The organism is Pseudidiomarina tainanensis (assembly GCF_900115255.1).
GTDB lineage: Bacteria > Pseudomonadota > Gammaproteobacteria > Enterobacterales > Alteromonadaceae > Pseudidiomarina > Pseudidiomarina tainanensis.
The window spans coordinates 132,137-143,807 of the sequence record NZ_FOYU01000004.1; the positions used below are offsets into that span (position 1 = coordinate 132,137).

At 46.2% G+C, this 11,671-nt stretch carries 12 protein-coding genes; 6 read left to right on the forward strand and 6 right to left on the reverse strand.

Features of this window, described 5'->3' with window-relative positions:
• Positions 1-20: 20 nt before the first annotated feature.
• Positions 21-1,805: a TIGR03545 family protein gene (locus BM292_RS10820; protein WP_092858462.1), complete on the reverse strand. Its 1,785-nt coding sequence runs from the start codon at positions 1,803-1,805 to the stop codon at positions 21-23.
• A gap of 6 nt (positions 1,806-1,811) precedes the next feature.
• On the reverse strand, positions 1,812-2,318 hold the full coding sequence (locus BM292_RS10825) for a TIGR03546 family protein (RefSeq protein WP_092858464.1): 507 nt from the start codon (positions 2,316-2,318) through the stop codon (positions 1,812-1,814).
• 185 nt (positions 2,319-2,503) lie between these two features.
• Here BM292_RS10825 and BM292_RS10830 point away from each other — a divergent pair, with 185 nt between their 5' ends.
• Together BM292_RS10830 and BM292_RS10835 are read left to right on the forward strand one after the other, a co-directional pair.
• Entirely contained in the window at positions 2,504-3,967 is a 1,464-nt protein-coding gene (locus tag BM292_RS10830; RefSeq protein WP_092858466.1) for a RimK family ATP-grasp domain-containing protein, read from the forward strand.
• The gene (locus tag BM292_RS10835) at positions 3,967-4,458 is read left to right on the forward strand and encodes a GNAT family N-acetyltransferase (protein WP_092858468.1); all 492 of its coding nucleotides are present in this window, start codon (positions 3,967-3,969) and stop codon (positions 4,456-4,458) included. The genes BM292_RS10830 and BM292_RS10835 overlap by 1 nt, the downstream gene beginning before the upstream one ends.
• Here the strand turns inward: BM292_RS10835 and glpQ are convergent.
• Genes glpQ through rcsF form a run of 3 tightly spaced genes read right to left on the reverse strand, consistent with a single transcriptional unit; the run spans position 4,436 to position 6,889 of the window.
• Positions 4,436-5,461 (reverse strand): glycerophosphodiester phosphodiesterase, encoded by a 1,026-nt coding sequence (gene glpQ / locus BM292_RS10840; RefSeq protein ID WP_092858470.1) that lies wholly within the window; start codon positions 5,459-5,461, stop codon positions 4,436-4,438. The two genes, BM292_RS10835 and glpQ, sit on opposite strands and share 23 nt — an antisense overlap.
• The gene (locus BM292_RS10845) at positions 5,458-6,501 is read right to left on the reverse strand and encodes a cysteine synthase A (RefSeq protein WP_092858472.1); all 1,044 of its coding nucleotides are present in this window, start codon (positions 6,499-6,501) and stop codon (positions 5,458-5,460) included. Before BM292_RS10845 ends, glpQ begins: the two co-directional genes overlap by 4 nt.
• Positions 6,502-6,526: 25 nt before the next feature.
• Positions 6,527-6,889: an Rcs stress response system protein RcsF gene (gene rcsF / locus BM292_RS10850; protein WP_092858474.1), complete on the reverse strand. Its 363-nt coding sequence runs from the start codon at positions 6,887-6,889 to the stop codon at positions 6,527-6,529.
• A 329-nt stretch (positions 6,890-7,218) separates the two neighbouring features.
• On the opposite strand from rcsF, the gene BM292_RS10855 reads away from it, so the two are divergent.
• The 3 genes from BM292_RS10855 to cfa all read left to right on the forward strand — a co-directional run bounded on the left by BM292_RS10855 (position 7,219) and on the right by cfa (position 9,923).
• On the forward strand, positions 7,219-7,557 hold the full coding sequence (locus tag BM292_RS10855; RefSeq protein ID WP_092858476.1) for a P-II family nitrogen regulator: 339 nt from the start codon (positions 7,219-7,221) through the stop codon (positions 7,555-7,557).
• 10 nt (positions 7,558-7,567) lie between these two features.
• Complete coding sequence (locus BM292_RS10860; RefSeq protein WP_092858478.1) at positions 7,568-8,740, forward strand: ammonium transporter family protein; 1,173 nt, start codon at positions 7,568-7,570, stop codon at positions 8,738-8,740.
• A 73-nt stretch (positions 8,741-8,813) separates the two neighbouring features.
• Positions 8,814-9,923 (forward strand): cyclopropane fatty acyl phospholipid synthase, encoded by a 1,110-nt coding sequence (gene cfa / locus BM292_RS10865; RefSeq protein WP_092858480.1) that lies wholly within the window; start codon positions 8,814-8,816, stop codon positions 9,921-9,923.
• Positions 9,924-9,927: 4 nt separating this feature from the next.
• On the opposite strand, the gene BM292_RS10870 is transcribed toward cfa, so the two are convergent.
• Positions 9,928-11,022, reverse strand: a complete 1,095-nt coding sequence (locus tag BM292_RS10870) for an AI-2E family transporter (protein ID WP_092858482.1) — start codon at positions 11,020-11,022, stop codon at positions 9,928-9,930.
• Positions 11,023-11,087: 65 nt separating this feature from the next.
• Here BM292_RS10870 and BM292_RS10875 point away from each other — a divergent pair, with 65 nt between their 5' ends.
• Complete coding sequence (locus BM292_RS10875; protein WP_092858484.1) at positions 11,088-11,579, forward strand: Mpo1 family 2-hydroxy fatty acid dioxygenase; 492 nt, start codon at positions 11,088-11,090, stop codon at positions 11,577-11,579.
• Positions 11,580-11,671 lie beyond the last annotated feature (92 nt).

The window sequence follows — 11,671 nt, forward strand, 5'->3', positions numbered from 1 at the left end:
GCCGGTGTTTTTTATTGTGCTTAGCCACCTAAAACGCCTTTCAAACGATCTTTAAGCTTGTCTTCCAGCTTGCTTTCAAACTTAGCTTTAAGCAATTCTTGCAACTTCGCATCGCGCTGGTCTGCATCACCAAGAAGTGTTGAAAAGCTCGCTAAGACGTCTTGGTTTTCACCCAGAAATCCGCCAGTCTGCTCCTGTAATTTAGACTGCAAGCCAGCGAGCTCTGTACGACCGGCATCTAATGCGGCGGCTTTCAAAGCACTCCCTAATTGACGATCTAAATCAGAGTTAAATGAAAACTCCGGAGCATTGAGCGCACCTTGAATATCCGCGTTAATATCCAATCGGTTTAATTGGCGAAGCGCATTGGCAATAACTTCCGTCCAGCGGTTTTGCGCACTCGCCTCTACTTTCATATCAGCCAAACGAACGGTGCCGCCACCATCAAACATATTGTCGCGTAACGACACTTCACCTTCTGAATCGAGCAGTGCCGCCGCCAGAGTAGCGACAAACTCGGCTTGCTCGCTCAACTTGAGGCTATTCAGTTGAATCCCTTTCACCTGCCATTGCTGCTTCGCGTCAATTCCTTCTGCAGTTAGTGCAAGTTCGCCATTTAAGTTTAAGTTTTGCCACAAACTTGAGTTATCGGCACGCGCCATAAATGTTGTCGGTTGACCAAGTTGCTCATGTTGATGGGTAATGTTTGCCCAATCAACATCAAGTACGGTTTCGCCCCAAGCAAACTCAGTTTTTGCCTTTTTAATTAAAAACGATGGTGGTTCGTTGGCGTCACTAAACTCGAACCATATACCCTCGCCACGCTGTGGCTTAACCAAGGTTTCATCTGCTGAACGGGCTAACATTGGCGCCAACTGCTCATAAGCCAACAAGATGTACTGACTCCACTGACGCATTTGCTCACCAAAGAGAACTGCCGTGATTTCACTCAGGCCTTCACTATTAAGTTGCATCAGCTGCTGGGCACGCTCTAAATCTTGCTGCGGGGCAGATTTTACAGCCTCGAAATCAGCTTTTAACGTGTCGACCGCCGCGGATGCTTGTTCTTTTACTTCTTTCAAGCGTGCTCTGTCGGCCTCAAACTTTTCCTTGAGTGCATTAAATTGCTCGCGCCGCTCTTGTAACTGCTGCGGGGTTTTGATCTCGCCTTCAGTAATTTTTTTCAGTTCAGCTTCATAGGCTTTGAGATCTTCTGCAGTGGGCAGGCTATCACGTGCGTCTTCCAGCACAGCTTTTTGCTCGGCGACCGTTGCTTTCGCTCGTTCAATTGCTGCGGGGGTCTGCAAATCAACTCGAGCGATAATATCATCGACATTAGGCATCGAGAGATTCAACTTCGCTAAGCCATCTTTGGTCCAATCCTGGATATCTTGCTTATCCGGGATCTGATATACCTCACCCGGGGCCGAGCGTTGTTGATGGACGCGAATACCACTGCTCACCACGTTCTCGAAATGGAAGCGACCAAGCAATAACTGTTCGACATTAATCTCACCCGTCACATCACCAATTACCAAGCGATTAAATTCGGGCTCTGCGGGATCAGTTACCTGAATACCAGTAATTTTCAAACCCAGTGGGCTCCAGTGATGTTCCACTTGGCTAATATTTACTTCTGCCCCATTTAAGGTGCCTATAGTTCGCTCCAAGGTCCACTTAATAATGGTATCGAGGAGCAACCAAGAAAACGCAACGAGAAGCGCGCAGATAATGATAAAAGCACTCAACCCCGACCAGCGAATAGCGCTTGGGCGAACGGTATTTTTTGTATTAGTTGCGGACATAACAGCTTACCCCCGTAAATCTGAGTAAATGGCCCAAAAACGATTCGCTTTAAGCATTTGCACTAACTTGAGCTTGTTAAACCACTTTTGAATGCGCGTACGATACTGGGTAATGATAAAGAAACTGACAAACAATAGGATGGGCGCAAAGGCAACACTAATTATAAAGCTACCTAAGGTAATACTGTGGTGAAACTGTAACACGCGCCAAAATGCAGATTGATACATGGATTGCCATAGTGGTTGCCAGCTTTCGCTCGACAGCAGATAGAAACCAAACTGATGGAACCAAGGATCAAGTAAATACGCGATTCCTGAGCAAATGATAAAGCTCAGAATAAATCCAGTAAGGTTAATACGAAATAGCAACGCAATCAGCAGTATTGCTAAGTTATGCAGACGCCAAAGTGGCGTGAACCCCATCATCATGCCAAGCACAAAAGCAAACGCTAATGCCCACGCACCAGACTCCGAGTTGAGCGCCTTTAAAAATTTTGCCAGTAATGTAAGCATAACAACATACTCCGAACTATATTTGTAAGCACAAGAATAGCTTACCTAAATTCATTCGGCTATTTTTCAACGTCTTTTTTACAAAAAAAATAATAGAAGAAATTACATAAAAATATCTTTCTGAGCTATTGTAATTTGTTCAAATTAGGCATAAAAATGCGCGGCAATTTCGCTTTGGAGCCACTATGCAAAACGCAGCTTTAATCATTCTTGACGACATTACCGATTGGCAACCTTACTACCCTAGTCAGGCCACGGTTACGGCAAGTGAATACTTACTTCAGTCGACGAGCAAGACACGCACACAAATTCTCAATTTGTGTGGTGACTTGAGTTATTTATCGACTGGCTATTACGTCAGTTTGTTAGCTGAAGCACGAGGCCAACGCGTTTTGCCATCCGTGACAACCATTAACGATTTGGCGAACTTCAGTCACTATCAATTGCTGCTTGCCAATACCGATAAGCACCTCAATAAATTTTTAGCGACGGCTGATAAGTCGTTGCCTGTTCGTGTCCTGATTTGTTTCGGGCAAACCGAAGAACCACTGTTGAATAACTTCGCTCGTCAAATGTTCGACCGTTACCCGTGTCCGATCATGTGGGTCGAATTTAGTTATCAAGGGCGTTGGTTTATCAATCAGTTAGTTGCTGGTGCATTACCGGACCTCTCCGATACGCAACAGACATTTTTTGGTGATGCTCTAGACAGTTTCAGTAAACGGGTGTGGCGCAAGGCACGCGCGCCGAAAGAATATCGCTACGACCTCGCCATTTTGCACGACCCAGAAGAGCCGATTCCGACCAGCGACAAAAAGGCATTACAAAAATTTATTAAAGCGGCCAAAGAAGCTGATATCGATGCAGAATTAATCACAGCCGATGACTACAACCGATTACTTGAGTTTGACGCGCTGTTTATTCGTGAAACCACGCGCATCAACCATTACACCTATCACTTTGCTAAAAAGGCTGAAGCGAATGGCATGGTTGTCATTGATGCGCCGCACTCAATTTTGCAGTGCGCGAATAAAGTATTTTTAAAAGAGTTGCTTGATAAGCACGGTATTCCAACACCGCGCACTGAGTTGTTATTGAGCCAGCAAGATATTGATTACGGAAAAATTGGTCAACGATTGGGATATCCTGTCGTGCTGAAGATTCCTGACGGGTCGTTTTCAATTGGTGTCGAAAAAGCAGAGTCAGAGGAAGAGCTACAACGAGTGGCCGCTGAGCTGTTTAAGAAATCGACTATTTTGCTTGCACAAGAATTCGTGAAAACCGAATTTGACTGGCGTATTGGGATTTTGAACAACCGCCCTATTTATGCCTGTAAATACTTTATGGCACGCAATCACTGGCAAATATACAACCATGCCAGCACGACAAGTCGGGCAAAATCTGGTGGTTTTGAAACCGTCGGCGTTCATCAAGTGCCAAAAGATGTGGTGAAAACTGCGCTACAAGCAACTCGTTTAATTGGCGACGGCTTGTACGGTGTTGATATGAAGGTGACGGCAAAAGGCCCTGTGATCATTGAGATCAACGACAACCCGTCGATTGATTCTGGGGTCGAAGATTTGCTGTTAGGTGATGAGCTGTATCACATTATCATGCGTGATTTTGCCCGTCGCTTGGATGAAAAATAATGCGTGAAAATAGCGCTCGTTGGCATATTCGCGAAGCCACATTCAATGATGTTGGAGCTTTAGTTCAGCTTGAAGAGCGCTGTTTCGATTACAGCCGCATGGGGCGCCGAAGTTTTCGGCGCTTATTAGCCGGGAATACTGGGCATGTTTTCGTTTGTATGAGCGAAGACGGCGCGCTTGCCGGTTACTATTTATTGCTGACGCGAAAGAACAGTCGTCGTTGGCGGCTTTACTCCATTGCTACCGCACCAGAGTCACGTGGCACCGGACTCGGCCGCGTACTCCTCGAGCATGCAATTCACACCGCTCAGCAACAGGGTGCAATTAGTCTGGGATTAGAAGTGAAAGTCGACAATACAGCAGCGATAAGTTTGTACGAAAAGCTCCATTTTGCGGTTATCGACTTACTTCCTGAGTACTACGACGATGGTACGGATGGTTATCGGATGCGAGTTAGTTTTGATACGTCTACAAATCAGGAAAATCGGTAAACACGCCATCGACACCAAGCTCAAGTAACCAGTCTTTGAGTTGCTGATAACTCGTCACGCCTTCCGGTAAATCATCGGCACGCAACGTATAAACGTGTACCTTCAAGCCCGCAGCTTGGGCATGGGCGATAACATCTGAGAACTTTGGCTGGCCGTTCTCATCTAGGCCCAAATAAATATGGTTCAACCAAATACCGACACCACCGGCGTAGCTGCTTAGCGTTTCTAAACCTGCGGCAGTGAGCATCGTGTTGTAATCAATATCGCTCTCATTCCAACTATTTTCAGCGACCAACTGCACCAGTGGTAGCTGTGTCATGAATTCGCGCTTCAACCGGCGTAATACTTCGGGGTCAAAACTTTGCAAATAAATCGGCGCTGGCGGTACAACGTCGCTGAATCCATAGCGTGCTAAAACACCGAGTGTTGCTTGAACGACATCATAATTTTGAGTTTTATGCCAACGCGCCGCCTTGAATTCAATGTATAGGCCGGTATTCGTATTGCGCGTTTGATTTAAGCCAAGAATAAGCTCAATCTGCTGCGCCAGCGACATGATTTTAAAATCCCCGCTGGTCACGGAGAATCGCTGTGGGTAACGCTGCTCGCCATGTTTATTTTTACGTTCGGTGAGTGTTAACTTTTGGAGTTCCGCAAAGGTAAAGTCAACCACATAATAGTGGCCATTGGGACGGTGTTTGTCCGGATAAACCTCTTTGACGTTGGTCACAAAATCCAAAACAATATCGTGCAACACGACGGGAACATGGTCGCGAGTCAGTACTACATCTTGTTCGATGTAGTCGGCATTTTGGGCATGGGCCAAAGCGACCGCAACCGCAGAGTGTTCAGGCGCATAACCTGAAGCTCCGCGGTGAGCAATAATTAACGGTGACTTAGCCTCTTCGCTTGCTGACGGTTCAGTTAACTGCTGTGCCCAACTATTCGAGCATACCAGTCCGCTTACGACCAGAAGAGCGGCGAAGCTGAGTTTACCTTTCATGATTGACGATACCAAACTTTATCACCCTGATTCTGGTAACGACGAATTAACTCAGATATCTTCTCGGGCTCGGTACGAACGCCGCGTTGTTTTAAATAGTCTTCGTTGTAGAGTTTGCTCGCCGAGCGCTCGCCAAGATCACAAGCGAACGTCACGACCGTCTTTCCTGGGCCATGCAATACTGCGGCTTGCAACGCGCCAGCCACGTTTAAACACGAGCTACTGCCAAGCACTAAACCCTCGTGCTCCACAAGGTATCGCGACAACGTCACTAAATCGTCATCAGGAAGGTTTACTGCCGCATCAATACGCGCCTGTTTAAAGTTCTCAACCAAACGCATAATGCCGATGCCCTCGGTGAACGAGCTACCTTGACTGACATATTCTCCAGTTTTCAAATAACTGTAGATGCCAGAACCATCTGGATCAGCCAACCAAACTTGCATGTTCGGGTTGCGCTCTTTGAGATACATTGAGTTACCAGCAATCGTTCCTCCGGTGCCAGCGACAGACACCAAAATATCAATGTTGCCATTGGTTTGCTGCCAAATTTCAGGGCCAGTCGTCAGATAATGAGCTCGCGCATTACTGGTATTCTCAAATTGATTGGCCCACCAATAGTCATCATTTTGTTCAGCCAATCGGCGCGCCGTATGATAAAAATGATTTTCGTTTTTAAAAGGAACTGGGTCAACCGTTTTAAGTTGGGCGCCGTGCAACGTAATCATGCGCTCTTTTTCTTTGCTCTGATCATTGGGCATAACTGCCAGCATGTTCAAGCCAAACGAACGAGCAACCACCGCGAGACCTATTCCAGTGTTTCCGGCGGTGCCTTCAACAATCGTCATACCGGGCTTGAGTTCACCTTTGTCCATCGCATCTTTAATCATTTGCAATGCAGCACGATCTTTTATCGAACCACCAGGGTTTTGCGACTCCAACTTCACCCAAATATCACAACCGGTTAAATCCGAAAGTGAGTTCAATCGCAATAAATCTGTTTGACCGATTAGCTCTGCAGAACGCTTAGCAACTTGCATGACGACTCCTTCTACAATGATTCACTTACTGTAACGGTTGTGCCTGGTGCGCATCACCAGTGCAAATCCAGCGCGCTCGACAATCATCTGTTTGGTCTTGCTGACAACTGCGTAATATCAAACGATTTGCACCGAGTTTTGCCGCCGCAATTTTCATGCGCAGTAAAGCTTCTTGTTGGGTCGGTTTTTCGGAGAACACGTTTGCTTGGCAAGATTCACCTTGTACTTGCCCCAAACTGACAAAGCTCACATCGTTACGTGACAACTCATAAGGTCGCATAAAGTCTACCGACTCTGCCGCAGACATATCTACCTCACTCACTGATGAGTGATTCGATGAACAGCCTGCGAGCACAAATAAGACAGTCATTAAGGATAGATATTTCATGGCGATACCTTTGGTTTCTTTGCGTTAACATTACGGAGCTTACAGCACCTTGTAAAGATTCAATCATTATATGTTATCCCTCAGCAAACCGCATGTGTTCGACTTACCCGTTCGTTGTATGCCACCAATGTGCCCACTCATGTGCCCACCAATGGTGCAAGATCTCTGTAAAAATTAAACAATCGCACCAAATTAGTGCAAGTTTCGCGTATTTTCGGCGATTTTAATCCTTTTTTTGATGCTTTTTTTGGCATGGCAATTGCTTGGTTATTAAGCGGAGACGATGAATAACCCGACTAAATCTAGTTCGCTGAGAAAAAGGAGTCACCATGCAACTTGTTATCGCCATCATAAAACCCGCCAAACTCAACGACGTTCGAGAAGCCCTTGAACAGATTGGCTGTCAGGGTATGACCATTACAGAAGTTCGTGGTTTTGGTCGGCAAAAAGGCCACACCGAACTCTATCGAGGTGCCGAATATCGTATCGATTTTCTACCCAAAATACGCATCGATATTGCCGTCACCGATGAACAGCTCGAAGCTGCTATTGATGCTATTCGAGACGCCGCGCATACCGGCAATACCGGCGATGGTAAAATCTTCGTCACGCCGCTCTCAACCGTGATTCGGATTCGCACCGGCGAAACTGATCGCTTCGCGATATAAGGAGATTCCCATGACTATGACCGAATTAAGTTATGCATTAGATACCTTGTTTATTTTATTAAGTGCGGCATTAGTGATGTGGATGGCGGCAGGCTTTTCCATGCTTGAGGCTGGTTTGGTACGAACCAAGAATACCACCGAAATTCTGGTCAAGAATATCCTATTATACGCTCTCGCATGCCTCTGTTATTTTTTCATCGGCTATCGCCTGATGTATGGTGAAACAACAATTTCCGATTACTCCCCGAGCGCTTACCTGTTCTTCCAAATGGTCTTCGTCGCAACCGCGATGTCAATTGTATCCGGAGCCGTGGCAGAGCGCATGAAGCTCTCAATGTTTCTGGTATTTACCCTTATCATGACGAGTGTCATCTATCCGCTTGTTGGTAGCTGGACTTGGGGCGGTGGCTTTTTAAGTGAGATGGGATTTGTAGATTTTGCCGGTTCAGGCGTTGTACATATGACGGGAGCTGCTGCTGCTCTTGCTGGTGTGATGATTCTTGGTCCGCGTAAAGGTAAATATGGACATAGTGGTGCTATTTATCCAATCCCTGGCGCCAATATGCCGCTGGCAACTCTCGGTACACTTATCCTTTGGTTTGGCTGGCTAGGCTTTAATGGTGGTTCGCTCTTAAGCATTCACACTGTGGAAAACGCCAATGCGGTGGCCAATATCTTTCTCAATACGAATTTGTCAGCTGCTGCCGGTGCCGTTTCTGCTTTTGCTATTACTCGCCTCATTTGGCGCAAAGCTGATCTCACCATGATTTTGAACGGTGTACTTGCAGGCTTAGTCGCAATTACAGCTGAACCTGCGGCTGCAACAGCAACTAGCTCGGTACTAATCGGTACGGGTGCGGGTGCGCTTGTTGTGGCTTCCATAGTATTACTCGACCGCTTAAAAATTGACGACCCAGTTGGTGCTATTTCGGTGCACGGCGTGGCAGGCCTTTATGGGTTGATTTGTGCGGTGCTGACATCTGTATCGGCATCAATTTCGGTTCAATTACTCGGTGCTGCCATTATTTTTCTCTGGGTATTTTCAAGTAGTTTGCTGGTGTGGTGGTTTTTAGCCAGAGCATTTGGCATTCGCCTCTCTATGGAGCATGAATATATAGGTGCTGATATTTCGGAATGTGGCGTTGAAGCCTATCCCGAATTTGTGGCGTCTAAGTCACGCTAGAACTTATTTGGCAGCCGTGCAAATGCCGTTATCTTGACTACACTTGTGCGTAAATCGTGTCACTGGAGGTAGCATGGCGAACGCACAAGCATTTGTTAGTGAGTTATTAGCTCCGGCCGATATCCAACTCAATGGAAATCGGCCGTGGGATATGCAATTGCGCGATGCCTCATTTTTAGGTGACGTGATAGCTCGCGGTAATCTTGCACTCGGTGAGGCCTATATGGCTGGCGATTGGGACTGTGAGCAACTTGATGTGTTCTTTTGCCGACTATTAGCTAATCGCGTTCAAGATCAGGTTCGAACTTCACGACTCATTTGGCATTACCTTAAAAACCGCGTAATAAATTTACAGTCTCCGCAGCGCTCTTGGCTGGTTGGTCAACATCACTATGATCTAGGTAACACATTGTATCAATCCATGCTCGACCCGCACATGGTTTATACCTGCGGCTATTGGCAGACAGCGCAGTCGCTCGAACAGGCGCAAATAGACAAGCTCGAACTGGTATGTAAAAAACTACAGCTACAACCAGGTATGCGCATTCTTGATATCGGTTGCGGCTGGGGTAGCTTTATGAAGTATGCCGCGGAGCATTATGGCGTTGAATGTGTCGGTGTGACCGTTTCTAAAGAACAAGTGAAACTAGGTCAGCAGCTATGTGAAGGTTTACCGATAGAATTTCGTCTGCAGGACTATCGACAACTGAATGAATCTTTTGACGCTATTGTCAGTCTCGGAATGTTTGAGCACGTAGGTCATAAAAATTACCGAAGCTACATGAACGTTGTCGCTGATTGCCTCAAACCTAGTGGTTTATTCTTATTGCATACGATTGGCCGAAATCGTGATGTTCGTGGTACCGACCCATGGATAGCCAAATACATATTTCCGAACGGCGAGTTACCTTGCCTAAGTCACATTGACGATGCATCACGCGACTTATTGTGTGCTGAAGATGTCCATAATTTGGGTGCCGATTACGATCCGACGTTAATGGCGTGGCACGACAATTTTGAGCGTTCGTGGCCGCAACTAAGCGAGCATTATGACACCACATTTTATCGTATGTGGCGCTACTACTTATTATCGTGCGCGGGCGCTTTTCGCGCCCGCGATCTACAAGTATGGCAATGGGTGTTCAGTAAGCCGAACCTCATTGGCGGCTACCGACGGCCGTAATGATTTACTCAGTAGTCTCCGACTGCTCTTTTAATTTGGGCTCATCGTTGAATGCGGGTTCATCATTGAAGTCCGTCATAAATATTTGCCACACCGCCATAAAAAGTGCGGCGACCAATGGCCCAATCACAAAACCATTGATACCAAATAACGAAATACCGCCAATGGTTGAAAATAACACGATGTAATCCGGTAACTTGGTATCGCGACCGACTAAAATTGGGCGTAACACATTATCTGCTAAACCGATAATAATCGCGCCGTAGGCCATTAATACCGTGGCACTAATCCAATCGCCAATAGCGTATAGATACAACCCTGCGGGGAACCAGACTAGCGCTGCGCCGACCGCTGGAATCAGCGATAAAAATGCCATGATGACGCCCCACAATAATGGAGCTGGAATATCAAGAAGCCAAAAAATGAAACCACCGAGCGCCCCTTGCACGACGGCGACAACAAGGTTGCCTTTTACAGTCGCGCGGGTCACTTCGACAAACTTCTCAAATAATGCGTGCTCTCGTTCATCGCCAATGGGTAATGCTTTAATGAGTAAGTCACGCAATTGTGAGCCGTCGCGTAGCAAGAAGAAGGTCAGGTACATCATCAGCGCAAGGCTGACTAAGAAGCTAAAGGTATTTTGACCAATGGTCAGTGTTTCTTTTGCTAAGAATTTAGAAGCGCCCTGCACGGCACTAATTACCTGCTCTCGAATGTCGTTTGGATTTACACCGAACTCAACCAACAGCTCGTCGACAATCGGAAACGCGTCGCGCAACTTCATTAACATTTCACGCGGATCGATATCGCCCGAGTCTAATTTTTGATAGAGCTGAATACCTTCTTGTATAAATGCGGTACTGATGAAAATCACTGGAATCACGACAATGAGCATGCACACTGTCAACGTCACTAGTGCGTTAATATTCGGGTGACTCCCCCACTTTCGTTCGAGTAGTTGTTGGAGTGGGAAGAAAATAACGGATACCGCGCAAGCCCAAAAAATGGCTGACCAAAATGGTTCCAGAATAAAGCCAAAAGCAATAGTCACTGCCGCCAGTAAAATCAAAAAGGCACGACGTTCGAGTTGTTCCCGCATGGGTTGTCCTTGTTCTTTATTAGAATCAGGTTAATATTGGCAATAAAACAATAGGTGAGCAAGCCATGAAAACAATTACAGAACATTTAGCCGGATATGCTGCATACCATCGTGATCGTCGCAATATCATGACGCATTTAGTTGGCATTCCTTTGATTGTTATCGCAATCGAAATTTTATTATCACGCCCCACCTGGTTTATCGCTGACTTTATGCTCTCACCCGCCATTATTGTGAGTGCGATTGCAGCGTTGTTTTACCTCAAACTCGATGTCGCTTTAGGGATTTTAATGACTTTGCTACTCGGGCTAGCCGTATGGTTAGGTAGCCAAGTTGCGATGCTTGAGACTTCTTTGTGGTTAGCCTGGGGTATCGGGTTATTTGTCGTCGGCTGGATTTTTCAGTTTGTTGGCCACTATTTTGAGGGCCGTAAGCCCGCATTTGTCGATGACATTATGGGGCTTGCTATCGGTCCATTGTTTGTTGTCGCGGAAGTTGTTTTTATGCTTGGCGGTAAGAAACAACTTCATCAGTCTATTGAAGCAAAATTTAAATAAAGAACACCCTCACAAACTTGCAAATGCGAACCATTCTCATTAATATGAGATTCAGTTTGTGGGGGATGTCTTTATGCAACGAACAAAAATTA

Excerpts from the sequence above, each read along its gene's own strand:
- BM292_RS10820 (WP_092858462.1), bottom strand. The coding sequence starts at position 1,805 with ATGTCCGCAACTAATACAAAAAATACCGTTCGCCCAAGCGCTATTCGC.
- BM292_RS10825 (WP_092858464.1), bottom strand. The coding sequence starts at position 2,318 with ATGCTTACATTACTGGCAAAATTTTTAAAGGCGCTCAACTCGGAGTCT.
- BM292_RS10830 (WP_092858466.1), top strand. The coding sequence starts at position 2,504 with ATGCAAAACGCAGCTTTAATCATTCTTGACGACATTACCGATTGGCAA.
- BM292_RS10835 (WP_092858468.1), top strand. The coding sequence starts at position 3,967 with ATGCGTGAAAATAGCGCTCGTTGGCATATTCGCGAAGCCACATTCAAT.
- glpQ (WP_092858470.1), bottom strand. The coding sequence starts at position 5,461 with ATGAAAGGTAAACTCAGCTTCGCCGCTCTTCTGGTCGTAAGCGGACTG.
- BM292_RS10845 (WP_092858472.1), bottom strand. The coding sequence starts at position 6,501 with ATGCAAGTTGCTAAGCGTTCTGCAGAGCTAATCGGTCAAACAGATTTA.
- rcsF (WP_092858474.1), bottom strand. The coding sequence starts at position 6,889 with ATGAAATATCTATCCTTAATGACTGTCTTATTTGTGCTCGCAGGCTGT.
- BM292_RS10855 (WP_092858476.1), top strand. The coding sequence starts at position 7,219 with ATGCAACTTGTTATCGCCATCATAAAACCCGCCAAACTCAACGACGTT.
- BM292_RS10860 (WP_092858478.1), top strand. The coding sequence starts at position 7,568 with ATGACTATGACCGAATTAAGTTATGCATTAGATACCTTGTTTATTTTA.
- cfa (WP_092858480.1), top strand. The coding sequence starts at position 8,814 with ATGGCGAACGCACAAGCATTTGTTAGTGAGTTATTAGCTCCGGCCGAT.
- BM292_RS10870 (WP_092858482.1), bottom strand. The coding sequence starts at position 11,022 with ATGCGGGAACAACTCGAACGTCGTGCCTTTTTGATTTTACTGGCGGCA.
- BM292_RS10875 (WP_092858484.1), top strand. The coding sequence starts at position 11,088 with ATGAAAACAATTACAGAACATTTAGCCGGATATGCTGCATACCATCGT.